Source organism: Methanogenium sp. S4BF (genome assembly GCF_029633965.1).
In the GTDB taxonomy this organism is placed as follows: Archaea; Halobacteriota; Methanomicrobia; order Methanomicrobiales; family Methanomicrobiaceae; genus Methanogenium.
Genome location: NZ_CP091277.1, coordinates 1158273 through 1180434, shown reverse-complemented (window position 1 = coordinate 1180434; position 22162 = coordinate 1158273). Strand labels below are relative to the sequence as shown.

Annotated in this window: 28 protein-coding genes; 13 read left to right on the top strand and 15 right to left on the bottom strand. The window is 51.8% G+C overall.

The window, feature by feature from the left end:
- Window positions 1–3 precede the first annotated feature (3 nt).
- Together L1S32_RS05825 and L1S32_RS05820 are read right to left on the bottom strand one after the other, a co-directional pair.
- Complete coding sequence (locus tag L1S32_RS05825) at window positions 4–840, bottom strand: DsrE family protein (protein WP_278156945.1); 837 nt, start codon at window positions 838–840, stop codon at window positions 4–6.
- Between the two features lies 1 nt (window position 841).
- Complete coding sequence (locus tag L1S32_RS05820) at window positions 842–1522, bottom strand: DUF169 domain-containing protein (RefSeq protein WP_278156943.1); 681 nt, start codon at window positions 1520–1522, stop codon at window positions 842–844.
- A gap of 301 nt (window positions 1523–1823) precedes the next feature.
- Here L1S32_RS05820 and L1S32_RS05815 point away from each other — a divergent pair, with 301 nt between their 5' ends.
- Both L1S32_RS05815 and L1S32_RS05810 read left to right on the top strand, forming a co-directional pair.
- The gene (locus L1S32_RS05815) at window positions 1824–3377 is read left to right on the top strand and encodes a GAF domain-containing protein (protein WP_278156940.1); all 1554 of its coding nucleotides are present in this window, start codon (window positions 1824–1826) and stop codon (window positions 3375–3377) included.
- A 243-nt stretch (window positions 3378–3620) separates the two neighbouring features.
- Window positions 3621–4835: a peptidase U32 family protein gene (locus L1S32_RS05810; protein ID WP_278156938.1), complete on the top strand. Its 1215-nt coding sequence runs from the start codon at window positions 3621–3623 to the stop codon at window positions 4833–4835.
- Window positions 4836–4864: 29 nt separating this feature from the next.
- On the opposite strand, the gene L1S32_RS05805 is transcribed toward L1S32_RS05810, so the two are convergent.
- Entirely contained in the window at window positions 4865–5116 is a 252-nt protein-coding gene (locus L1S32_RS05805) for a hypothetical protein (protein ID WP_278156936.1), read from the bottom strand.
- 30 nt (window positions 5117–5146) lie between these two features.
- On the opposite strand from L1S32_RS05805, the gene L1S32_RS05800 reads away from it, so the two are divergent.
- The 7 genes from L1S32_RS05800 (at window position 5147) to L1S32_RS05770 (ending at window position 11983) form a co-directional block, all read left to right on the top strand.
- Entirely contained in the window at window positions 5147–6040 is an 894-nt protein-coding gene (locus L1S32_RS05800) for a response regulator (protein WP_278156934.1), read from the top strand.
- Window positions 6041–6608: 568 nt separating this feature from the next.
- Entirely contained in the window at window positions 6609–7175 is a 567-nt protein-coding gene (locus L1S32_RS05795; protein WP_278156932.1) for a hypothetical protein, read from the top strand.
- A gap of 87 nt (window positions 7176–7262) precedes the next feature.
- Window positions 7263–7484, top strand: coding sequence for a hypothetical protein (locus L1S32_RS05790; RefSeq protein ID WP_278156931.1), 222 nt, complete (start codon window positions 7263–7265; stop codon window positions 7482–7484).
- Between the two features lie 253 nt (window positions 7485–7737).
- Complete coding sequence (locus L1S32_RS05785; RefSeq protein WP_278156929.1) at window positions 7738–8460, top strand: hypothetical protein; 723 nt, start codon at window positions 7738–7740, stop codon at window positions 8458–8460.
- Between the two features lie 144 nt (window positions 8461–8604).
- Window positions 8605–9213, top strand: a complete 609-nt coding sequence (locus L1S32_RS05780; RefSeq protein ID WP_278156927.1) for a flavodoxin family protein — start codon at window positions 8605–8607, stop codon at window positions 9211–9213.
- Between the two features lie 224 nt (window positions 9214–9437).
- Entirely contained in the window at window positions 9438–11132 is a 1695-nt protein-coding gene (locus L1S32_RS05775) for a response regulator (protein ID WP_278156925.1), read from the top strand.
- Window positions 11133–11638: 506 nt separating this feature from the next.
- Window positions 11639–11983, top strand: a complete 345-nt coding sequence (locus L1S32_RS05770; RefSeq protein WP_278156923.1) for a tetratricopeptide repeat protein — start codon at window positions 11639–11641, stop codon at window positions 11981–11983.
- Window positions 11984–12062: 79 nt separating this feature from the next.
- On the opposite strand, the gene L1S32_RS05765 is transcribed toward L1S32_RS05770, so the two are convergent.
- The 7 genes from L1S32_RS05765 to L1S32_RS05735 form a co-directional block, all read right to left on the bottom strand.
- A complete protein-coding gene (locus L1S32_RS05765) occupies window positions 12063–12296 on the bottom strand; it encodes a hypothetical protein (RefSeq protein WP_278156921.1) in 234 nt (77 codons plus the stop codon).
- A gap of 55 nt (window positions 12297–12351) precedes the next feature.
- The gene (locus L1S32_RS05760) at window positions 12352–12693 is read right to left on the bottom strand and encodes a hypothetical protein (RefSeq protein WP_278156920.1); all 342 of its coding nucleotides are present in this window, start codon (window positions 12691–12693) and stop codon (window positions 12352–12354) included.
- Window positions 12690–12917 (bottom strand): hypothetical protein, encoded by a 228-nt coding sequence (locus L1S32_RS05755; RefSeq protein ID WP_278156918.1) that lies wholly within the window; start codon window positions 12915–12917, stop codon window positions 12690–12692. Before L1S32_RS05755 ends, L1S32_RS05760 begins: the two co-directional genes overlap by 4 nt.
- Window positions 12914–13219: a hypothetical protein gene (locus L1S32_RS05750; protein WP_278156916.1), complete on the bottom strand. Its 306-nt coding sequence runs from the start codon at window positions 13217–13219 to the stop codon at window positions 12914–12916. Before L1S32_RS05750 ends, L1S32_RS05755 begins: the two co-directional genes overlap by 4 nt.
- A gap of 6 nt (window positions 13220–13225) precedes the next feature.
- Window positions 13226–13627: a hypothetical protein gene (locus L1S32_RS05745; RefSeq protein WP_278156914.1), complete on the bottom strand. Its 402-nt coding sequence runs from the start codon at window positions 13625–13627 to the stop codon at window positions 13226–13228.
- Window positions 13628–13633: 6 nt separating this feature from the next.
- Window positions 13634–14086: a hypothetical protein gene (locus L1S32_RS05740; RefSeq protein WP_278156912.1), complete on the bottom strand. Its 453-nt coding sequence runs from the start codon at window positions 14084–14086 to the stop codon at window positions 13634–13636.
- Window positions 14087–14563: 477 nt separating this feature from the next.
- Complete coding sequence (locus L1S32_RS05735; RefSeq protein WP_278156910.1) at window positions 14564–14755, bottom strand: hypothetical protein; 192 nt, start codon at window positions 14753–14755, stop codon at window positions 14564–14566.
- Between the two features lie 589 nt (window positions 14756–15344).
- Between L1S32_RS05735 and L1S32_RS05730 the strand changes: the two genes are divergently transcribed.
- From L1S32_RS05730 to L1S32_RS05715, 4 genes are all read left to right on the top strand, one after another.
- The gene (locus L1S32_RS05730; protein ID WP_278156909.1) at window positions 15345–15605 is read left to right on the top strand and encodes an RNA-binding protein; all 261 of its coding nucleotides are present in this window, start codon (window positions 15345–15347) and stop codon (window positions 15603–15605) included.
- A 248-nt stretch (window positions 15606–15853) separates the two neighbouring features.
- Window positions 15854–16579, top strand: coding sequence for a glycerophosphodiester phosphodiesterase (locus tag L1S32_RS05725; protein WP_278156906.1), 726 nt, complete (start codon window positions 15854–15856; stop codon window positions 16577–16579).
- Between the two features lie 25 nt (window positions 16580–16604).
- Window positions 16605–17630, top strand: coding sequence for a hypothetical protein (locus L1S32_RS05720; protein WP_278156904.1), 1026 nt, complete (start codon window positions 16605–16607; stop codon window positions 17628–17630).
- Window positions 17631–18467: a mechanosensitive ion channel domain-containing protein gene (locus L1S32_RS05715; RefSeq protein ID WP_278156902.1), complete on the top strand. Its 837-nt coding sequence runs from the start codon at window positions 17631–17633 to the stop codon at window positions 18465–18467.
- Window positions 18468–18648: 181 nt separating this feature from the next.
- Here L1S32_RS05715 and budA read toward each other — a convergent pair whose 3' ends face one another.
- The 5 genes from budA to L1S32_RS05690 all read right to left on the bottom strand — a co-directional run bounded on the left by budA (window position 18649) and on the right by L1S32_RS05690 (window position 22149).
- Window positions 18649–19482, bottom strand: coding sequence for an acetolactate decarboxylase (budA, locus tag L1S32_RS05710; RefSeq protein ID WP_278156901.1), 834 nt, complete (start codon window positions 19480–19482; stop codon window positions 18649–18651).
- Between the two features lie 268 nt (window positions 19483–19750).
- Complete coding sequence (locus L1S32_RS05705; protein WP_278156900.1) at window positions 19751–19984, bottom strand: hypothetical protein; 234 nt, start codon at window positions 19982–19984, stop codon at window positions 19751–19753.
- A 46-nt stretch (window positions 19985–20030) separates the two neighbouring features.
- Complete coding sequence (locus tag L1S32_RS05700; RefSeq protein WP_278156898.1) at window positions 20031–20462, bottom strand: DUF134 domain-containing protein; 432 nt, start codon at window positions 20460–20462, stop codon at window positions 20031–20033.
- Complete coding sequence (locus tag L1S32_RS05695) at window positions 20423–21298, bottom strand: ATP-binding protein (RefSeq protein WP_278156896.1); 876 nt, start codon at window positions 21296–21298, stop codon at window positions 20423–20425. Before L1S32_RS05695 ends, L1S32_RS05700 begins: the two co-directional genes overlap by 40 nt.
- Window positions 21295–22149, bottom strand: coding sequence for an ATP-binding protein (locus L1S32_RS05690; protein WP_278156895.1), 855 nt, complete (start codon window positions 22147–22149; stop codon window positions 21295–21297). The genes L1S32_RS05695 and L1S32_RS05690 overlap by 4 nt, the downstream gene beginning before the upstream one ends.
- Between the last annotated feature and the right edge of the window lie 13 nt (window positions 22150–22162).

Sequence of the window (22162 nt, the reverse complement as noted above, 5' to 3'; positions counted from 1 at the left end):
ACCTCAGAAGTTTACGACGGCGTTTGCCGGGTTGCTCAGGAGCTCAAGGTATGTTGCTGCGCCGGCAAGCCGCACGCCGTCAACAAGGCTCTCCGGCCCGATGCCACGGAATTTTGCGCTCAGTTCACAGACATAGACTGTTGCACCGGCTTTGATGACCTCGTCCATAAGGAGGTCAAGCCGCTCAAAGGCAGGATGCTTCACCCCGGCGGCATTGCCTTTCTTCCCGATGCCTGCACCATCCATCAACAGGAAGATGGTGACCTTCTTGCCCATGCTCAGGGCGACCTGTGAGAAGAGGAAGGTTGCATATGCCCGCTCTGCGTTGCCGATGCCACTGCTCTGTGCAATCACCACGCGGTCTTTGCTCATCACGGCAGTGACTGACTCCTGCTTCTCTGCCTTTTCAGCGATCAGGAAGTGCTGTTCCCCGTCGGTGCCCCGTCCGGCAATCACGGAGCCGGAGGATTTGACCGCCATTGCGATGTCATCCAGCGTATCCTCACTTGCGGCTATCACCTTGACTCTCTCTCCCGCCGGGAGGGTGGCAAGGATATTGCCTACGGTAATGACCGGGCCGGGACAGAAGTCTCCCCTGACGTCAATCTCTCTCATGGTCGTTCCTGTTGGCATCATCCGTGCCTCTGTGAGACTGCCGGATGGCGTGATCTCCAGTTCGTATCCGTGTTTCCGTGCGACGGCATCCATGCCTGCTTCCGCACCGGGGCTGAGGAGGAAGCGTATCTCCTCCCCGGCGTCATCCCGGTTTTTGATGACATTATCTGCGAGGATGGCTGCATTGGGGGATTTGATTCCCTGCGCATTGATGGTCTTTACCATGTTATCCCCACTTCTCACTGAATGTCTTCAACGCCTCAATGATGGCCGGCAGGTTCTTCGGCGGGATGCCGAGAATGACTTCCTCCTCTGCAATCCCGGAAAATTTCCGCGAGCCATTGCAGCCCAGCGTCATGTTCGGGACGCCCCTCTCTCTCACAGCGACGACGGCATCGGCACAGAGTGACTGGATGCCCGAGTAGTCGCTGGAGATTCTGCCGCCTTTTTCATGGATGTATGCCTGGCTCAGTCGCAGCGCCTGCCGGGGTGTGGCAACGATGACGACGACGTCAGGCTCGAATTCGGCTGTCTCCAGCGGCGAGTAGAGTGAGGCGTAGTGGTTCTCCGTGCTCTTCGGAATCGCGCTCACCGTGTCGAGGGCTCCCTCTGCTGTTTTGAAATTGCCCAGTTTGTGATAGGTGCTTCCGGTGGCCACCTGCTCCGGGAGGGCTTCGATGCCCATGACGCCGGCACCTCCTGTGCACATGTGCTCCTCTTTTGTCGCATACCCTTTCATCCCTTTCAGCCGGGCGTCCTGCACAAACTGGCAGTGGCGGCTCTTCTCCGGCACCTTTTCGTAGCCGGCGGGGATTTCTGCCCCGGAATGGATAAGTTTCACGGCAACCGGGCTGCCCTTCAGATTCAGCAGTTCTTTCAGTTCTTTTCCGATTATTTCGTATGTCATTGTTCACTCTCCACAATTCTCAAAGTTCATCGCAGGTGTCTGCCTTTTTCACTTTGTTGTCTAACTATATGGTATAGTATAATTACTATTAATACATTTCCCTGATTCTCTTCAATTTCAGAAACAGGGGGGAATATTCTTTTCACATGTGTTTAGGGGAATGCGGCAGGATCCGGTATCCTCAAATAGTGGGCAGGCGTTAGACTATATCGTATAGATTCATATGGTGCCAATACCTGATCTCTCTGATACGGAAAAACGGATCCTGTCATACATCCGGTCACACTCCCCGGAAGAGTGCATGCTCGACAAAATTGCGATGGGAACGGGCAAGAGCAGGGCAACGGTGCTCAAGTACCTCGGCGTCCTCCATGCAAAGGAGATTCTGGACTTCAGGCACATTGGCCGCAGCAAATTATGGATGCTGAAACAGACGCCTGATGCAGGGATGGAGGTGTCTGTCCGTCCGGAAGGTGAATCCATGGACCGTGAAGTCCGGATGCTTGCGTCCATGGCATGCGAGCTCACCGGAATTTTGCTCCGGGAGGCGGAGCTGGAAGACCGGCTGAATCATCCTGATATTATTGTGCTGACGGTGGATGCGGATTTACGGATTATCTTTAGAAACAGGCTCTTCTCATCTCTTTTCCCTGAAGCCGCAACCATCCGGGAGCTTATCCGGCCGCATCAGGCGGACAGGCTGGAGCGGGCAATGAGGGCAGAAAAGACCGGCCATGCTTTCTCCATGGAACTGGATCTCAGGGAGAAGGCAGGGGTCTGCCGGCCATACAAAATTTCCCTGTTTCCTCCTGCTCCGGGAGGCCCGGCCGGGTGTTTTTCCCTCACAGGAGAAGATCTCTCCGCACACAAACGCAGCCGAAGGCAGCTGGAAGCACTGCTGTACATCATCCGTGCGGCCGGCACCGCCCATGATGAGGCGCACCTCCTGAAAGAGGCGATGACAGGCGTCAGGGATAAGCTGCTGCCATTTGTTCACTGTGCTGTCTTCATGGCTGATCTGCAGATTCCATACAGTACCTTCACCGTAACCGACGGGATGCAGGCCGTTCTCTCTCCCCTTATTACCCGGTGCATGACAACCCTTGAAAATGTTTCCGCCGGGGATGGCGACCCTGTTATTGCCTGCCTGAGTGAAGGTACCGGCAGTCCCGCCGTGAAAAGCGCCATCGCCGTTCCGATAATCGAGGAGGAGAGGGCGATGGGAGCAATACTGCTGGTCATGGATACCGATGTGAGCACAACAGAGATTGAAAATGTGGAGATAGTCGCAGATGAAATATCCGGTGCCCTGAAGATGCAGCGTCTGGACCGGGAGAGGTCTGAGTATATCAACACGCTCCTTGCGATGAACGGGATATCAGGAATCCTGAATGATGCCCGTGATGAGACCCTGATTCTGGAGAAGTCCATTGAATCGGCGATGACGTCGCTGGGATTTGAGATGGGCTGTGTCTATCTCAAGGATGAGAAGGATGAGATGACAGCGAGGGTGCACAGGAACATGCCGGAGAGCCTGAGAAATATGTGCATTTCCGGTATCTTCAACGGCCTCTTTGAACGGGCCTTCCGGGAGAGAAATATCATCTATATCACTTCCGAGATGCCTGAGTACGCCATGCTGGACCCCGGAATGAGGGCAACCGGGCTGCGCACTCTCCTCATCCTGCCCATAAAAACCGGTGACACGGTCGTGGGTCTCTTAAACATGGGCAGCAGGGACGTAAAGCCCTATATGCCAACCAGCCTCGAAAATATCTCTTCCATCGGTCTCCAGCTGGGAGTCGCCCTTGAGAGGTCCCGGCTGGCACGTGAACTCGAGTCGCGGCAGGATTAGGCACATCTCCCTTTTTTTCCGATTTTTTCGGGTTCTGTTCCCGTGACCCGGAAATGGGCAGGATTGATTATGCATGCCCGATAATCAGTTTGGGGGTGCAGTCTGAGAGTGGAATGGTGACGCCCTGTCATCCGTGCCTCCGGTCAGACCGGGAAACCTATGCCGGAACCGTGAGCGGTAATACTCCTGAATGACGATACTGACAATATTGACGATACTATTCCCTGTGTGTGAAGGAAACCCATGAAAAATATTGAACTTCTGGCCCCGGCCGGTACCTGGTCCTGTCTACAGACAGCTATCGAAAATGGAGCTGATGCCGTATACTTCGGCATTAAACATATGAATATGCGGGATAACGCCGGCAATTTTGAGATAAATGAACTGCCGGGTATCATGCGGTATCTGCATGGACACATGGCAAAGGGATACCTGACCCTCAATACGATTTATCACAATCACGAGATGCAGAAACTGGCACAGATTGTGTCTGCTGCCAAAGATGCCGGCGTGGATGCCATTATCTGCTGGGATATGGCCGTGTTTCGTCTGGCACGGGAAGCAGGTATCCCGGTTCACATCTCCACACAGGCAAGTGTCTCCAACTATCAGGCATTTGCATTCTATGCAGAACTGGGTGCCTCCCGTATCATTCTGGCGCGGGAATGTGCTCTGGAGGATATCGCTCATATATGCAGACTGGCGAAATCGGATGGGGTGGACTGTGATGTCGAAACCTTTGTCCATGGTGCGATGTGCGTGAGTGAGTCGGGGCGGTGTTTTCTGTCTGCTGAAACATTCGGAAAATCCGCCAACCGGGGGCAGTGCATACAGCCCTGCCGCCGGCTGTACCGTATAACCGATGTGGAGGATGAGGACAATGCGTATATTATAGGGCATAATTATGTCCTCAGCCCGAAGGATCTGTGCTCGATTGAGATCCTGCCCGACCTGATCGCAGCAGGCATCCGTTCGTTTAAAATTGAAGGACGCATCCGGCCTCCGGAATATGTAAAAACAGCAGTGTCCTGTTACCGGCGGGCGCTGGATGCAATTGATGCCGGAGAGTATACCCCCCTGCTTGGCGCCCGGCTCAAAGAAGAGCTGGCAAAGACCTACAACAGAGGGTTCTCCGAAGGGTTTTACCACGGTCTGGATGCCGAATGGTGCAGCCGTGGTCCTGCCGCCACCGAGGCAAAGGCCTACTGCGGCGAGGTGGTGAACTATTATACGAACATTCAGGTGGCGGAATTTGCCATCCGTGCCGATGGGCTGAGTGTCGGTGATACCATTCTGATCTACGGCAAAAAGACACCGGCGCACTACCATGTCATCGAAGAGATACAGGTCCATCACCGGTCTGTGCCGTCTGTCAGGAAAGGGGAGAACTGCGGAATAAAATTACCGTTTCCGGTCAGACCTGGCGACAAACTATTCCGTATAACGGTGGCTGAATGAATCCATGGCACATTCCGGGTGAATGTTTTTCAGACCGGTAGTATTGGTACTTGTCTGGGTATCCTCTCCATACTGCCGATGCCGGAGCAGATCAATCCGGAAACTCTATCCTGCGGGGGTAATCCATATGACTCCCCCAATTCCGTCTTTGCCTCCTGAATATTGCGGAGAATGCCTGTCTTCACGAATGTGAGCCGGACAAAAAAAACAACAACCAGGTCATTCTCTTTTAACTGAGCTGGATTTATTTTCTGTAAATCCCTGTGACATTTCCCAAACATTATCTAATATGTATTGTGAAATGTTAATTCATGGAATCTGCAGGCACTGAATCACAACGAATCTCTCTTTTATATGTTGATGATGAGCCTGCACTTCTTGAACTAACCCGACAATACCTTGAACGTTCCGGAAACTTTGATGTGACCATCGCACCGAATGCCCTGGAAGCCATTCGGAAACTTAGTGAAGAACCGTTCGATGCCATCGTATCTGACTACGAGATGCCGGAGATGACGGGCATCGAATTCCTGAAACATGTTCGGGCTGAGGGGAACGGTATCCCGTTTTTGATCTTCACGGGGCGTGGGCGTGAGGAGGTGGTTATAGAAGCGCTCAATTACGGGGCTGATTTCTACATCCAGAAAGGGGGTGTCCCCCGGGCGCAGTTTGCCGAACTCACAAATAAAATCCGGTATGCCGTCTCCCGCCGGAGAGGAGAGGAGGCATTGCGGCACAGTGAGGAGCGGTACCGGTTCATTGCAGATAATGTCGCAGATAATATCTGGATGTTTGATATGGAATTTAACCTGACGTATGTCAGCCCGTCGTGTAAAAAAATGCGTGGTTTCACGGTTGAAGAGGATCTGGCCCAGACCCTTGAAGAGAAGATGACACCGGCATCCTGTGAACTGGTCATGAAACGGTTCCAGGAAGAACTGGCACGTGAAGCAACCGGGACTGCTGATCCGGACCGCACTGTTTTCTTTGAGACAGAGGAGTATTGTAAGGATGGATCTACCATCTGGGTGGAAAACTCCGTCCGGTGCCTGCGGGATGGATATGGAAAGCCGCTTGCCATACTCGGTATATCCCGGGATATTACCTGGCGAAAACGTGCAGATGAGTCCCTGCGGTATAGTAAGGAACACTCTCGCTCGCTTGCAGAGAGATATCCGTTTGACATCATCTCCTGTGACCTCTAAGGGCAGGTTCCCTATGTTCATCCCCGGATGCGTGAGATGCCGGGTTCACCCGGGACGGATGAGATTTCTGAATCGGTATCTTCTCCCCTCTGCTCAAAATTGCGGGTTTTTCCGAGACCCTGAAGAGATCACCGGAGGCCGGTGTTCCGGAAACATTTGTGGGGATCACCGCTTATCCAAAAAAGGGGGAGCATTATTCCTTGCAGGTGCCACATCTCCCTTTTAACCGGTAGAAATGCTGTTTTTGGACCCCGGATCATTCCGGACGGGATCTTCGGGCAGAATGACGGGGAATAAGGACTCTTGCAGGTAATCTGAACTGCCTGCATTTCGTATCCTGACAGGACATCTTTCCGCAATGGAGTTGATGTACAGATGAGCCTTCTGTGTATCTCCCTGTCCTGTCTGGTTGTGAGCTATCCGTGATTCCGGCAGAACCATTGAATAGCATAAGCAGAAGAGATAGTATTCGCCTGAATCAAACCATGGTCCGGATGTGGATAGATACCGCTCAACCGTGGTTCCGGTATTCCGGCGGGGAAGGGATGGTGCGCAGAACGCGGAAAGCATGAATACTGATCCTGTTGTTACGGTTCACCCGGCTATTCTCCGGTTTGAACGCACCATCCGGTGCCTGACTGATGCTGAGATGACGGGGATTTTCTCTGCAGAAGGGGCTTTGGTACTGACATTGCGTGCCGTTGACACCGGAAGAGGGTTTTTTACCGTTATCCCTGAAGAGATGACTCAGCAGATCAGAGGGTGTATTCTGACCCATAACCACCCTTCAGACCGTTCCTTTACCCGAAGCGATCTGGAAGAGGCATCCCTCTTCGGGCTCAAAGAAATTCGTGTGGTCGGGAGGACGGGCCTCTATTCCATGAAACCGGGGGCGGGTGGCTGGCCGGCACCACAGGTGATCGCTGACTGTTTTTCAGCGATTGAAGCAGACCCGGCTCTTCAGGCAGAGACGGCAGGGGGGAACCACTGTCCCGGACGATTCAGGCATGGTGAAGAACACCGGTCATGCACTGGCAGGGTATGGTCTGAAAGCCTCTGTGAACGGCTTGCTCTGGCGCTCAACCTGATCTACCGGAAGTCTCTCTGGGAGGATGCGTGCCATGCAGGGGAATAATCATCAGCAGAGCGGTTCACCCGGGCCTGCGTTATGTATATATATAGCTTTCACATTATACCCCCTCAGGACAGCAGGTGATGTGTCATGGGATACCGATGGAAAAATAATACCGATGTGGATGAAGCAGTTGTTGTGATTATGAACTCACTGGATAAGAAAGATATTCTGCCAACCTGGCTGGTTCGCACTGTTCAGCAGTCGATTGAGGATTCAGACCCGGTGTATGTGAAATACTTTTACAAGGAAGTGGGGAAACATGCACCGGCGGGTATGAAATTCTTTGAAGACTCCGGTGGGTCGGATTAGGATTTCCTGAGTCTGTTATTTTTTCCCTTGTCGTTTCTGCGGGATTCCGGGGTGTCCGAATATAATTGTTTATCTCTCACCGGCGTTCCTCAGGGATGCATATGCACCTGATATTCATTCAGCCATCGCCATCCGCACGGCATCATTTTTTCGTATTTCTCGGAAAAATTTCCCGGTGATGTATTGGGATGTGCTGTTTCATTTCCGGGCACACATATATATTCACCGAACGTGCCTATGGAATGCCGGGGATATGATGAAACGAAAGGTTCCGGAGGATATACGGAAGGGAGACTCGGACCGTCAGATCATGGACGCCGCTATTGAGGGAGCCATTCTTCTCGGTGCGAGCGTCGCAGGATTTGTTCCGGTGCAGATGCTCACAGACTGCCCCTCTGCACAGCGTGCCGGCCCGCAGGGGCTTGCCCGTGATTCCGGCTCAGTCATCGTGCTTGGGCTGTATCATGACCCGGAGCACCCGGAGATGGACTGGTGGGAGGAGGGCAGAAGCACACCCGGAGACCGCATACTGTATGGGATCACGACTGCACTCTCCCGGTGGATTCGTGAGGCCTATGGGCGCGAGGCGCATGACATACCATATGCCGTCTCTGACGGTGGCGTTTACCTGAAAGATGCGGCAGTTCTTGCCGGTCTGGGTGTGTTCGGGATGAACAATCTGGTCATTGTGCCCAATTTCGGCCCGCGGATACGGTTTCGGGCATTATGGGCAGACCTTGATGTGGAGGCGGCACGGGTTCGTGAATGTCTGACTCCATGCAGTGAATGCGCCCGTCCGTGCCGGATGCACTGTCCGCAGCAGGCATTTTCCGGCGGACATTACAGCCGTGACCGGTGCCTCTCCCGGATGAATGCAGACAAGGCATCCGTTTCGCTCCGGACTCCCGGTGACCCCGCAAAAGATACGGTTCATCATTGCAGAAACTGTGAACTGCTCTGTACATACGCCGGGTGAAGAAATGGTCAGTGTAATGCCCGGTTTCAAAACGTGTATCCTTTCTGCAATGCACCACATCCTTTTTCATATCATGCGCCCTTTGTCTTCGCATCGGGTGATGCCCGGAACGTATTGTCTGTCAGCGAAAGGATGTGAAAAAAGATGAAGTGTGCAGCAGTATTCGGAAGTCCACGGGACGGAAACAGTGATGTTTTAGCTGAGGAATTTCTCCTTGAAGCAGAGAGGCTGGGGGCAGTGGTGGAGCGGTATTCTCTGCGGACGATGAAGTTCACGGGATGCATCGGGTGTATGGCCTGCAAGGACGGGCGGGCTGAGGCATGCATCCTTGACGATGACCTCACGCCGGTGCTTGCGTCCATCGCTGCAGCAGATATCGTGCTTCTTGCAACACCGGTCTATTTCCGAGACGTATCCTGGCTTCTGAAGGCGTGCCTTGACCGGTGGTACGGGTTCTTCGGCTACACGGAAGGTGAGTGTGATTTACGGATTCCCGCCGGAAAAAAGATGGTCTTTGTGGTGACACAGAACATGCCCCGGGAGTACCTGAACGATATGATGCGGAAATACAACACGACGTTCATGCAGCTTGGCTTTGATAAGATGTATCCGGTCCGCGGATGTGAAGTGGGGGACGAACCGGATGCCGTTCTGGGCCGTGATGACCTCCTCGTTCTGGCCCGGGAGACTGCCGCTGTTGTTATGGCAGGCCGGGTGTCACCGGCAGATCTTCCGGTCTATCACTTTGGGTGACCGAAACCAAATTTCCATCCTATTTTTACTTCTCCGGTGCGGCGGGTCTGTTTAAGCTGAATCTTTTTGAGAGGCTGTTTCTGGTCATGAATCGCTCTCTTCTGAGAAGTCCTCAAATCGGTGGGATTGTCCTGGTATTTCATCATCTCATTCAGACAGACATCCATCGGAATATTAAACATCTCCGTGATTTTTATTTTATACACGATAGACGTGGTGAGCATATGTATGTCCTGATTGTCGAAGACAGCCGTACTCAGGCCGAAGTCCTGAGAGATATGCTGAAGCGGCATGGCTATGAGGCAGTGATATCAAAAGACGGAAAAAGAGCCTTCGAACTGGTTCGGTTAAGAAAACCGTCTCTGATAATCAGTGATGTTATTATGCCGGTGATGGACGGGTATGAACTCTGTGCAACGCTGAAAAGAGACCTTGTACTCCGCGAAATTCCGATTATCCTGCTCACCGCCCTCTCCGACAGCAGGGATGTTGCTCGTGCTCTTCAGGCAGGAGCAGACAATTTCATCACGAAACCCTACCATGAGGAATACCTTATCGGGCGGGTGAAGAGTATCCTCTCTGCACCAAAACGGCGTGTGGCTGCAGACAATGGCGTGAAATCGATTGACGTTTCCCATGACGGTGAAAATTACCATCTCCCTGCAGACCGCATGAAGACGTTTGACTTTCTCCTCTCTGCATATGAGGCAGCCATTCTGCAGCACAATGAACTTCTGCGTGCACAGGAAAACCTGCGGATTTCAAATGAGAATCTCAATAATCTGAATCAGATCATCAGTATCGGGAATCGGTCAGGCAATCCGGATGCGATTCTTTCTGCGCTGCTGGAAAAGACGGTGAATCTCCTTGGATACCGGATGGGGGGAATATTCTCGCTTCGTGAAGACCATCAGTCTGCAGAGTGCAGGTATACATACGGAAAAGATCCTGACAATAGAGAGGTCATACAGAGGTTCAGGACTCTGGATCTCAAAAATCCTCTGATAGAAAATGTTGTTTCCGGCGGCAATTCCGTATTTTTGTCCCGCAGTCAGGATACTGCCGGAGCGGCTGACTTCATCTTCCGGAACCCTGAGATAATCAATGGTGCAATTCTCCCGCTGGTTCATGATATGGAGGTTGTGGGGGGCATTCTCCTTTTCAATGGGGCAAATCCCCCTGTTTCAGATGAGGCGAAGGCGTTTCTGGAAACGGTCCGCTCAGAGATATCAACTGCGGTAGAGAGGGCATTTTTACTCAGACGGCTCGAAATGGCCAATAATGAGACGAATCTCTATCTCGATATTATGGCGCATGACATCAATAATGCCAATGCCGGTGCGCTGGGATATCTTGAGATCCTCTCCGATTCGCTGGAGGGGAAAGAGAGGGAATATGCTGAGAAATCCCTTTCATCCGTGAATCAGAGTATTGATATCATCACGAATGTTTCCACCATCCGGACACTGCATGAGCGGACCGCCGCTCTGCGTGCGGTTAACCTTGATGCTGTCATCCGAACGGAGATGCTCCGATACGGGAATGTCATTTTCCACTATTCCGGGACGGATGTATGTGTCCTCGCTGATGACCTCATTGGACAGATTTTTATGAATCTCCTGGGAAACAGCGCCAAATTTGCGGCTCCGGAACCGGAGATCACCATCACGGTCGAACAGGAAGGGCCTGTTGTCGGAGTCTGTGTGGCAGATGACGGTCCGGGAATTCCTGATGATATGAAACCCCTGATCTTTGACCGGTTCCGGAAAGGAGGGAGCCGGAGCGGGAAAGGGCTGGGACTGTTCATTGCCCGGAGCCTGGTGGAAGAATACGGGGGCACCATCCGGGCGGACGACCGTGTACGGGGGAAGCCTGAAGAAGGTGCTGCAATCCGGTTCACCTTACAGGCTGCAGAATAAGACGAATTCCTGCTTCTTTTTTCGGATGGTTTTTCTGGAGTTTTTTTATCCGGATGAAGAAATCCATGGGGCCTGCAGGCTCTGTGAAAGGAGTGTCCTTTCATCTGAATAATGTCATCTCCCCTGTCGATGATCCGCGGCCGAGCAGAACTGATCTGTTTTCCTGAGAACGCGTTTCCGGGAGACTGCTGTGACAGACCGGTTTTTACCGTCCTTTTGTCCTGTTTCGTGAGAAGGGTTTTTTGTATGTGACGGTTTTCACCTGCCGGAAATGTCTGACGGCACGGCAGACCTGTTAATAGTATTGAGTGAGGAGCCCAAAACCGGACTTCCCGATGATTTTGAACGATTGCTGTGGCTCAACAGGCGATTCCTGTTGGAGTATTCTGCCGGGTTCTGGAGTGCCATGCATAGTTGAGGTGCGTAATTCTATTTTATCTCTGATGAAAATGTGGAGATTGTCCACCCGGACAGCATACTGTATGTCTGGTTGGGGAGGTGAACAGATGAGGACAAAAGAAATGATACAGATAGAGGCAGAATCAGAGTATCTCTACCGGAAGGCGTGTGAACTGTACCACGGGGAGGACTATGAACGTTCAATGGAAACGCTTGAAGAGGCGGTACGCCTTTCGCCGAACTTCTCCTCTGCGCTCTGTGTAATGGGGCACTGCAAAGAAAAGCAGGGTGCCGACGAGCAGGCACTGGACTTATACACACGGGCAATTGAAGTTGATCCCTACCATTCGAAAGCATGGTATTACAAAGGGCAGATACTGACCCGGCTTGGAAAGGCCGAAGATGGAAAAAAGCACATTGAAAAAGCTATAGCACTCTCATTTGGGAGATAACCAGCAAAAATTGTGACGGGGATTTTGCCATTTCCCGCAGGGATATTCAGCAGCATCATGAAACCCCTTTTTTCTTGTATTATTCGTCTTTGAGAGAATCTGAAGACACTGTTGGCTGAATGTGAAGTTTATATGCACCGTGGCAGGATTTGCAGACGTAGAATTCCTGTGTCCAGCAGGACGTACAGGCCCATCTTCCGCAGAGCGTGCACTGGCGCAACCTGGTAAGAGGGAAGACATCGTTGCAGAGATCACAGTAATGCTTTGAGAAGGAAGACGGGTCCTTCTGCGGAGGCTCACCCTGTTTCCGCATGGAAGGAATATCACCTTTCAGCTGTGAGTAAAACCGGCCCTGCTCACCGTTTCTGTTATTTCCCGCTGATCTCTGTCTCCAGAACATTCAGGCGCTCCTCTAGGCCGGTAAGGGTGTCTGTCATTTCATGCCTGAACTCTTTCAGGCCATCCATGCGTTTTTCTTCTTTGATGAGTGCCGGGTCATTATGTTCACGAAATGTCCGGACCTGATATTTATCCATCAGGGACCATTCTTCGACCATATGTTCAAAATGGCGGTCCAGATACTCATCCACCCGGCTTTCCATCGGGCGGCTTATTGACACCTGCCCGGATGATCCTCTGAAGTAGTAATAGAGAATGAATGCGATGAGTGCGATAACGACGATAATCAGGATGATCTCAGCAATGGTCATCGTTTCGCCTCCCTGACTTTCTCAAGCCTCTGTTCCATATCGGTAAGTTTCATGCCGGCTTCCGCGGTAAACCGGCCCATCTCCCGTATTTCTGTTTCGACCATACGCAGACGATCCTGATAATCACCAAAATCCCGCATGGTGCCCAGATTCCATTCATCAATGATATCCTTCATCCTGCGGTCAAGATAGGTATTCATGTAATCGTCAAACCCTGCCATCATTTCTCCTCCGCTTCACTCAGGGCCTGCTCAAAGGCAGACGCCCGCTCTTTCAGTGCGAGCTTCTCCTTCTCGAGTGCGGTAATGTCTGCACTGACCGCATCAAGACGGTGCTCAAGACTATCAAGGGTGAATCGTGTGACAAGTCCCCATTCTGAGATGATAGGTGACATGTGGGCATCAATATATTTCCCCAGCCGTTTATCCATCGATGGCAGACTTCTGTCAATAGACCCTGGTACTGATGCCAGTGATTCGGTAAATGAGGTCTTTTGCTGTGTCCCGGAACCTTCTGTTTCATACATAATGCATCACCGGATTTTCCTCTCCTCGTCTTTTATCTTCTCAACCAGATGATCCAGTTTTGTGCTCTTCACTGAATTCTCCAGCCGCTGAATTCTCTGGTCAACCGCATTCTGTTTTGCAAAGATTTCAGCTTCCAGTCTGGTATTCTCCTGGTCAAGGGTGTTAATCTCTTCCAGTTTCTCCGGGGTGACCCGGAAGAACGGCTGGCCCCTGTGGGCATAATCGAGTTTCATCAGCTGCAGTTTTTCCTTCTCCAGTTCAATCTCTGCAAGCCGGGGTGTCACTTTTGAATCGTGTATCTCTTTGATGATGTAATAGAGAATGATGAGGCCGATTAAGAGGAGTATGACCCATATGAAGGACTGAAACCAGGCCCACCATTCAAGAGCAAATGACTCTGCAGCCATTTTCCCTCACTCCTCTGGTTTGGGTTCAGGTTCAGTTTCAGGTTCGTCTTTTTCTTTCCCCGGCATTATTTTTGCGCCAACCCCTTTTGCACCTTTTTCGATACTTTCCCCCACATGAGTGACTCCTTCTTTGACTGCATGTCCTGTCTGGCCTGCCTTTTTACTGATAGCTTCTGTTATGGGAACCTTCCGCTGCACATAAACTACGTCCCCCTCTGCTGCAGCAAGTTTTGCAATATCTTCCGGACTTATCCGTATCACTCCTTCTTCAACCATGGCGTCAGCGTAGATGCTGAGGGTGACCTGCTTTGGTTTTTCGTCCTCAATCAGGGGCAACTTCTTTACCTCTATGGCTTCCGCTTCTTTTACCCCAAGCATGGGCAATACTGATTCATGGACACGGGCCCGTCCGTGGCTGGGGAATGCCCGTGTCTGAATGGTTAATTCTATCCCTTCCATACGATGACGGATGGTGGGGCAATTCTATTTATATCTATGCCGGATGATGATGTTGCAAATTTGGCTGAATGCTGTTAAATTTTGTAAATATTGGATTAAATGGCTTAAATGCAGTATTTCTTACGTCATCGTAGTTATGGATGGTATTACCCTGATGTATCATTCAAATTAGCATGTATTATGATTATTTTCATAAATAACTGATATTTTACGGAAATACAGGAATTTATTTGGAAAGGACCCATCTGATGAATATGATTTACACGATGTTCATATGCTGGAGACACATTTTGCCGGATTATCCTGGTTATACCGCTGTCGGGTCTGTTCTTTTTTCTTCGAAGGTATTGTGAACGCATCCCTGTCCCGGGTGTGAACGCGGGTGCACCTCTCTCCTGAAGCATTCAGGCATTCAAAATATGAGTTGAATTGTGGTAAACTGAGTAAAATTGAGTGAAATTGAGTTGATTTGTCTGATCACACTTCGTATGCAACCAGTGACAGTCCCAGATCTTTTTCAAGGTCTTTGATCTTTTTCAGGTCGTCTTCCTTCAGAGATGAGTAGGCAGGAACTTCATACGCCAGAAGTGTTACGTTCATCTCTTTTTCAATTGCCTTTACCTTCTCGATGTTTTCGGCTGAGAGATTTGCATACCCCATACAGATCATGGTTCTCACCATTCCCAGACTGTATGTCAGGAAATAAATAGGTGATGGTCATCGGGAAACCACCGGCATGTGATGTGAATTCGGCTGATCCCCGTGTATACCATGAATATAACTGCCGCACGTAAGGGACCGGAGGTCCGGAGATATGATTTCTATAAAACGGCAATGCCTGCCTTATTTGATGGTCTTCTTTATCCTGCGGTAATGTCTGGATACTCTTCCGTGGTTGGAAACAGAAGCCGCCGGATTGCTGCATATTCCACTGCAGGGATGGCTGGAAGGGTGTGGGAGAATGTCATGAGTCAAACTTCAGCACCCGGTCATTCACACAGAAGACTCTTCTAAATTCATCGGTATGGGAATATACAGGGGATTATTGGAGTATAATTGGTGTATTGCCTGCAGGGGAATGTGTTCTTTTAAAAAACTACCGTCCGATGCTCAGGACAGATCCCGTATGGAGAATGATGCACCGGTTTGTCATTTCATCGGGATATAAAATCACATGGTGCGGAACGACATAATATAACCGATGAGCGCTAAGATAATACATACTATCTGAGATACTATCCCAGATTGGAGTACTTAAATGGAAAGCAGCAAGTTATACGTTGGCAATCTTACGTATTCAGTTACAGAAGCTCAACTGAGAGAATTATTCGAAGATTTTGGCGATGTTAAGGATGTCCGTGTCATTGAACGCAAGGGATTTGGGTTCGTTGAGATGGGCACAGTTGAAGAGGCAGAGAAGGCAATGGAAGCTCTCAATGAGACTGAATTTACCGGCCGCACTCTTAGAATTGATGAAGCACGTCCCCAGAGGCCGCGTACCGAATACAGAAGATACTAATCTTCTTTTTTGCCGCTCCGGTATCCGGGAGTTCATTTCACGGATATCATTCGGTGAATCCGGCACGGACGCTGATTCGTCAGCCGGATAAATGTGTAAATCCCCCCCGGCGATGAGCCGAAGGTTTCTTTTTCTGATCATTTTAATCACTCTGTCCTGAATGGGTTTCCTGTTTTGTTCACCTCTCTCTATCTTCTTGGTTCTTTTTCTCTGTCTCTCTTTCAGACAGGGGGACAGTTACATGTGATATGGAGACAGAAGGGGGGGATTGTATGTTTATCGTCGGACACCGGGGGGCACGGGCTGTGCATCCGGAAAACACTGTATCTGCTCTGAAAGAAGGGATGAGGTGTGCGGATTTTGTGGAGATTGACATTCGCCTGACAAGAGATCATATTCCGGTGATCCTCCACGATGCTACCCTTGATCGTACCACAGACGGCAGCGGGCCGGTCGGTGGAAGGACTCTTTGGGAAGTGCAAATGCTTGATGCAGGGGACGGCCTCCCGGTGCCAACCCTGCGGGACGTATGCGATCTCTGCCTCTCCTCCTGCGGGATTGTCGCCGAGATCAAGGAACCGGGTTCAGAAGGAGTCATCTGCAGCATTCTCCGTGAATATGATCCGGATCCCTTTTGGATTGTCTCTTTTCATTCGGAGAGTATCCGTGAGGCAAAACGCCTGCTCCCCTGCGTAAAGACGGGACTCATCTGTTCCACGGACTGTGCAGACCCCTTCGCCTCGGTGCATGCTGCCGGTGCGGATGCCATTCTTCCCCGTACAGACACTGTCACACAGGAATTCACTACAGAGGCACACCGACAGGGACTGTCTGTTGTTATCTGGACAGTGAATTCGCCTGAAGCCTACCGGCGGGCAGCGGCGTGGGATGCAGACGGGTGGGTGACTGATGATCCCTGCAGTCTCCGTGCCTGGGCAAAAATGTTCACTGACCGACAATGGATAAGGATATAGTCTCCGGTACCTTTATCTCATATATATGGCCCGGGAACCTGACTTTGCCGCGGATTTGACTCATCCGATACTGTATGAGGAAGAATGGGACCGCATCACTGCAGTGCTGGATGCATTTGACAATACCCGCCCATCTCACATCGCCGTTGTGGCAGACCCGTTTGCCGGGCAGAATGTCCTGATGGAGGGGATACTGCGCCGCCATCCGGATCGGGTCATCCATATTCCCTTTTTCTCTGTTGTCAAAAGCAAAGATTTTCTGACACAGATGACCGGTCATAATGATATTGTGGTGATGGAGCACTGCCATTTCCTTGCAATGAGAAAGATAGGCGGGTTTGCGATGCTGGATGCCTTTCTGGACCATCTCTCCACATCGGAGCGGCTCTTCGTCACTGAGTGGAACAGTTTTACCTGGTCCTATCTCCGGGCCACCCGGCATATCGACACCTTTTTTCCGGTCACGATAGAGCTTCCCGGCATTGACAGCAAGACCCTGAAAAACCTTATCCTGTCACGGTATACTGATGAAATCGAATTTATTGATGACGCCGCTCCCCGGGAGGAGCCTATTCTCTCTGCTCAGCACCGCACGGTAAAACTGCCCTTTTCCCAAAAAACCGTGACAATCCCGGTGCCCCATCTTCGTGAAGGGGGAACCGGGACAAACGGGATTCATAAGGCGGACCCTGAAGAGGCCGCGTTTGACAAAATTATCCGGATTGCAGATGGCAATTATGGGGTGGCAGAACGGATATGGGACCGATCTCTGGACGGGAAGACGGTACGGGTGGCGGATATTCCTGATGTTCCCTGTGCGATCAACCTGGATATCCATGAATCATTCCTGCTGACAATCATCCTCTCCATGGAATCCGTCAGCATGGTGGATCTGGCAGAGATTGCAGGTCCGGAGATTAACCTGAAACAGGCTCTGTTCCGGCTGAAAAACCAGGGTCTGGTGGTTGAAGAGAACAGATATTTCCAGATAAGACCCGGGGCGCTCAGTTGTGTAAAAGGATACCTGACCCGGAACAGGATGGTGTGGTAGATGGCGGAAATTACTAACCTGTCCGGTGACGTTTCACAGGTCTCATCGGCCATCCCGGATCTGGACCTGATTATCACGATTGTGCTGATATTTGTTGGCGCATATCTCATTGTCAAAGTCGCCGTTTTTCTTTTGCGCAGGTTCTCAGAGAAGGCCGGCAGATACCGCATTGCGGTCACGATGGTTATCCCTCTCCTGAAAATAATCGTTTATGTCTCAGCAGTATATTTCGTCCTGAAGACGATCTTTGATCCGGGTCTTACCGAACTGGCGTTGTTTTCCGGTCTGTTTGGTGCTGCAATCGGGTTTGGGCTGAAGGATATCTTTGCTGATATCATCGGCGGAATTGTGATCGCCTTTGAACGGCCATACCAGATTGGTGACAAGATAGAGGTGAGCGGTACATATGGAGAAGTCACCGATATTGGTCTGCGGGCGACACGGGTGGTAACCCCTGACGATTCGGTTGTGTCCATTCCGAATTATGCCATCTTTCAGGAGCCCACTGCAAGCCAGAATTCCGGAAAGACCGAAATGATGGTCGTCATTGATATCTTCATTGATCCCCGGTCAGATGGCAATTTGGCGATGGATATTGTCAGGGATTCTCTTATTACCTCAAAATATGTGTACATCTCTCCCAAACGCCCATATACGGTTCTGCTGCAGGATTTCCCTTTTTACCGGAGAATTCGTGGCAAGGCATATGTCAATGATCTCCGGTCTGAGTTTGAGTTCAGCTCAGAAGTGACACGCAGGGCATGGGGTGAGCTCTCCCGGCAGGGCATTCTCCCTCCGCCTCCCGCCCGTGTGCCTGAAGAAAATGCAGCAGATTAAGCCTGCCCGTCCTCCTCTCCTTTGGTTTCGGTCATGGATTTTTCATCCGTATCCTGTATTACATACGCTGTATGGGTGCCTGCATGCACTGGCTGTGAACACCGGCGTCGTGCAGGCAGAAATGCGGTTTTCCATTTTTGGATTCCGGTATCGTTTAAACCGGCCGAAAAAAAGAAGGATTTTAGCTCTTCTCAACAGATTCCAGTGCCGAACTCAGGTCTTCGGTGAGATTGACATGGTAAAAATCACCCTCGGTGGGGAGGACTATATACAGATCCGGGGTGATGTCGACTTTTATCTCCCCGTCGTTCATCCGGAGGTCCAGCACATGCCCGCCTGCGGTGCGGTCATCGGTGATGAAGTGAATGTGGTACCCCGGCACGTTGAAGCCGCTCACAAAATCAGGGGACCAGAATCCCACGATGGTGCCTGTTGTATTGTGGAACTCAAACACCGACTGTTCTGCCACCACATCTGCAAGTTTCGGATACGGGCGGGTCTGTTTTGGCATACTCCGTGTCTTTACATAGTCAAATGTGCCGTCCATGCGGATGGCGTAGAACATGTTTGCAGAGGGGAGGCCGGACTCAAGCTGCTCCCCAAACCCGCTTATGTCTGCAGTGTCATTCACCGGGATGGTAAAATCCGGGTCAAAGAAGGTGGCAGAGATAAAGGGTGTTGTGATGGTGCCGTCCAGCGGATATGCCACCCCGTCTGAACGGATGACATAATACCCGCCGTCCACGCCGATCAACTCCCCGTCAAGTCCGTCAGTGGTGCCGATGGCGGTGTCACCGTGCATCTGCGCCTCCGATATGGGGACAATACCGTCATAGACACTCTGGAGGAGGGCGTTTATGGTTGACACCTGGTAGAGGGTGTCACGGGCGTCAGGTGCTTTCTCCGGGGGTGCATCTGCAGGGGTGATGCAGGGGAAAAGGATGAGATAGGCAATGATACCGATGAGAACAATGATTGCGGCGATCAGGAATGTCTGCGTATCGCGTGGTTTCATGGATATACGTACCTGGCATGTGTTTGGGTTTAATGATATGGAATTTGTCTGCCCGCAAAGAACGGTGTACGTGGTGCGTCCGTTTTTTCAAATGCCTGATTCAGACCGTTTTGGGCGGGGGCAACACGGTTCAATGGTACTCATGAAGGGGGCAGTCCCACTCCCTGAATGGGCTTTGAATGAAAAAGAAACTGTAAATGAAAGAGATTTTGTCTCTGGAAAAATTGCGTTTTGGGGAAAATGGCATCCCCGGTGTATCTCAGAGCGGTTATCTGCGGCCGAATCCGCGGCCACAACCCCGGCCCCGGCCTCCTCTGCCGCGACCCATACCGAATCCTCCCCCTATACCATTCTGGTAGGCGGGTCCCGGGGGTACACTCTCCTGTGACCCTGCTGCTGCTCCTTCTTCTGGTGCTACTGTTCCCACAGGGGGGCAACGCCCCATCCCGCGGCCTGTCCGTCCGCCCCGTCCAAGGGGTCCGGTTCCATCAAATCCTGGCATCTGTATCACTCCTGGTAACACACATATATTACTCATATGTGCATAATTACAGTTCCGGTTGCGGCAGTGTTTCATCCTCTGCCGTCTCTGAATCCGAGAGAATGCAGGTGTCCTGACCGGTCTTTCCACAGTCTGAGATGATGATGACCTTCCCCTCTGAGAGAGCATCAGCCACTTTTTTCCGGGCAGTATGGACATCGCGCCAGAGTGTTCTCCGGGAGATATGCATCCGTTCTGCAGCGGATTCCTGGTCAAGCCCCTCGCTGTCAACCAGCCTGAATGCCTCCAGCTCTTCGGGGAGGAGGGTGACCGTCTCACGGGGGTGCTGTTCTCCCCGGGTGCAGCAGGGTCCGTAACACCGCCATATCCCCTCCGTTTCTATCATCCTGGTGCGTCGGGGACGGCCGCGTCGCCGGTTTCCCCCTCCGGCACCGCAGTTCATGGGGAGATCCCCATTGCCAAAGAGAGCGTCTTCCATGCATTTTTCAGGCTTATGGCAGCCGGGGTGTCCGTATCTGCGACAGACTCCCCACGGCGGGCGGCCTCAATGACTGCCGGATCAAAGGGTATCGTGCCGATGATCTCGATTGCTTCCTGTGCGCAGTATCTCCTGACATCCTCTGCGCGTTCCTCGTCAAGGTCTGCTTTATTCAGCACCAGAAACATTGACACACCAAACTGACGGCATATGGTCACCAGACGCCGGAGATCATGGAGGGCCGATATGCCGGGCTCGGTCACAAGGACGACAGCGTCTACACCGCTGATCGCAGAGATCACAGGGCACCCGATCCCGGGAGGGCCGTCAATCAGAAATGCCGGGGCATCTGCTTCTTTGTTCAGTGCGTCCTTTTTCACCTCAAAGACCAGCCGGCCGCTGGTGCCGGAGCCGGGGAAGAGTTCTGCATGGAAGAGCGGACCCTGAGGTGTGTCAGAATGACAGACTTCGCCGCTCTGGCGTTCGGCAATCGTGACTGCGTCTTCCTTACATACCAGGGTGCACACGGCGCACCCCTCGCATTTCAGGGGATTGACACGGAATATTCCATCGTCCCCCTGGTCGATTGCAGAGAACCGGCAGTATACTGCACACAGTCCGCATCCGACACACCGGGTCTCGTCAATGGATGCACACTCCAGTCCCATGAACGGGCGGCATGCCGTCCCTGACGTCTCCAGGAGCAGGCTGAGATTTGCTGCATCGACATCACAGTCTGCCAGAATCAGCCGTTCATCGGAAAATACGGCAAATCCGGCGGCTACCATCGTTTTTCCGGTGCCGCCCTTGCCGCTCATCACTGCGATGGTCTTCATGTGATGCCTCCGGTGGCGATGGTGAGGGCATCTTCATATAATCGGAAAAAGAATTCTTTCCACTCTTCTTTTTCAGCGCAGAGTATAGCACCCCTGTTCTGGATTGCAGCGATTTCCCGGTCAAAGGGAATCGTCAGGAGAACCGGGATTCCTTCTTCTGCACAGAATGCGAGTGTCGGGCCATCCTCGCCATCACTCCGGTTGATGACAACTCCGGCAGGAATACCCAGTGCTTCTGCGAGGCGTGCGGCTCTCCTGAGGTCTGCGAGGCCGGAGGGTGTCGATTCGGTGACAAGAATACAGACGTCTGCGCCTTCCATTGTCTCAATTACCGGACAGGCGCTGCCGGGCGGCCCGTCAAGGATGGATACGCCGTCCCACTCTCCTGCCTCTTTGGCTGCCGTAATGACGGCCGGTGCTGCGATCTCCCCTTCGTCAAGAATGCCTGAGATGACCGTGAGTGAGGAAGACGGCTGGCTTTGGGTTACCATTCCAATCCGCCGGGGGACCTCGGTGATGGCGTCTGCCGGACAGGACAGCAGGCATCCGCCGCATGAATGGCAGAGGTGTGCCTGGAACATCACGGTTTTGGTGAGGACTGAAATTGCTCCATATCTGCAGAATTCACCGCAGGCGCCGCATAATGTGCATTTTTCGCTGCTAACCTCAGGCACCTTCACGGTTACCGGTTCTTCTGTCTTCCTGCCGGGATAGAAGAGATGGACGTTTGGCTCTTCTGCATCACAGTCTATCAGATGTGTCTCCCGTGACTGTGAGATTGACCATGCGAGATTTACGGAGACCATGGTCTTTCCGGTGCCGCCCTTGCCGCTGGCAACGACGATGTTCATGCCTGTAATGGAA

Bases quoted from the DNA above. Each gene is read 5' to 3' on its own strand.
- L1S32_RS05825 (WP_278156945.1), bottom strand. From the start codon at position 840: ATGGTAAAGACCATCAATGCGCAGGGAATCAAATCCCCCAATGCAGCC.
- L1S32_RS05820 (WP_278156943.1), bottom strand. From the start codon at position 1,522: ATGACATACGAAATAATCGGAAAAGAACTGAAAGAACTGCTGAATCTG.
- L1S32_RS05815 (WP_278156940.1), top strand. From the start codon at position 1,824: ATGCTCGACAAAATTGCGATGGGAACGGGCAAGAGCAGGGCAACGGTG.
- L1S32_RS05810 (WP_278156938.1), top strand. From the start codon at position 3,621: ATGAAAAATATTGAACTTCTGGCCCCGGCCGGTACCTGGTCCTGTCTA.
- L1S32_RS05805 (WP_278156936.1), bottom strand. From the start codon at position 5,116: ATGTTTGGGAAATGTCACAGGGATTTACAGAAAATAAATCCAGCTCAG.
- L1S32_RS05800 (WP_278156934.1), top strand. From the start codon at position 5,147: ATGGAATCTGCAGGCACTGAATCACAACGAATCTCTCTTTTATATGTT.
- L1S32_RS05795 (WP_278156932.1), top strand. From the start codon at position 6,609: ATGAATACTGATCCTGTTGTTACGGTTCACCCGGCTATTCTCCGGTTT.
- L1S32_RS05790 (WP_278156931.1), top strand. From the start codon at position 7,263: ATGGGATACCGATGGAAAAATAATACCGATGTGGATGAAGCAGTTGTT.
- L1S32_RS05785 (WP_278156929.1), top strand. From the start codon at position 7,738: ATGATGAAACGAAAGGTTCCGGAGGATATACGGAAGGGAGACTCGGAC.
- L1S32_RS05780 (WP_278156927.1), top strand. From the start codon at position 8,605: ATGAAGTGTGCAGCAGTATTCGGAAGTCCACGGGACGGAAACAGTGAT.
- L1S32_RS05775 (WP_278156925.1), top strand. From the start codon at position 9,438: ATGTATGTCCTGATTGTCGAAGACAGCCGTACTCAGGCCGAAGTCCTG.
- L1S32_RS05770 (WP_278156923.1), top strand. From the start codon at position 11,639: ATGAGGACAAAAGAAATGATACAGATAGAGGCAGAATCAGAGTATCTC.
- L1S32_RS05765 (WP_278156921.1), bottom strand. From the start codon at position 12,296: ATGCGGAAACAGGGTGAGCCTCCGCAGAAGGACCCGTCTTCCTTCTCA.
- L1S32_RS05760 (WP_278156920.1), bottom strand. From the start codon at position 12,693: ATGACCATTGCTGAGATCATCCTGATTATCGTCGTTATCGCACTCATC.
- L1S32_RS05755 (WP_278156918.1), bottom strand. From the start codon at position 12,917: ATGATGGCAGGGTTTGACGATTACATGAATACCTATCTTGACCGCAGG.
- L1S32_RS05750 (WP_278156916.1), bottom strand. From the start codon at position 13,219: ATGTATGAAACAGAAGGTTCCGGGACACAGCAAAAGACCTCATTTACC.
- L1S32_RS05745 (WP_278156914.1), bottom strand. From the start codon at position 13,627: ATGGCTGCAGAGTCATTTGCTCTTGAATGGTGGGCCTGGTTTCAGTCC.
- L1S32_RS05740 (WP_278156912.1), bottom strand. From the start codon at position 14,086: ATGGAAGGGATAGAATTAACCATTCAGACACGGGCATTCCCCAGCCAC.
- L1S32_RS05735 (WP_278156910.1), bottom strand. From the start codon at position 14,755: ATGATCTGTATGGGGTATGCAAATCTCTCAGCCGAAAACATCGAGAAG.
- L1S32_RS05730 (WP_278156909.1), top strand. From the start codon at position 15,345: ATGGAAAGCAGCAAGTTATACGTTGGCAATCTTACGTATTCAGTTACA.
- L1S32_RS05725 (WP_278156906.1), top strand. From the start codon at position 15,854: ATGGAGACAGAAGGGGGGGATTGTATGTTTATCGTCGGACACCGGGGG.
- L1S32_RS05720 (WP_278156904.1), top strand. From the start codon at position 16,605: ATGGCCCGGGAACCTGACTTTGCCGCGGATTTGACTCATCCGATACTG.
- L1S32_RS05715 (WP_278156902.1), top strand. From the start codon at position 17,631: ATGGCGGAAATTACTAACCTGTCCGGTGACGTTTCACAGGTCTCATCG.
- budA (WP_278156901.1), bottom strand. From the start codon at position 19,482: ATGAAACCACGCGATACGCAGACATTCCTGATCGCCGCAATCATTGTT.
- L1S32_RS05705 (WP_278156900.1), bottom strand. From the start codon at position 19,984: ATGCCAGGATTTGATGGAACCGGACCCCTTGGACGGGGCGGACGGACA.
- L1S32_RS05700 (WP_278156898.1), bottom strand. From the start codon at position 20,462: ATGGAAGACGCTCTCTTTGGCAATGGGGATCTCCCCATGAACTGCGGT.
- L1S32_RS05695 (WP_278156896.1), bottom strand. From the start codon at position 21,298: ATGAAGACCATCGCAGTGATGAGCGGCAAGGGCGGCACCGGAAAAACG.
- L1S32_RS05690 (WP_278156895.1), bottom strand. From the start codon at position 22,149: ATGAACATCGTCGTTGCCAGCGGCAAGGGCGGCACCGGAAAGACCATG.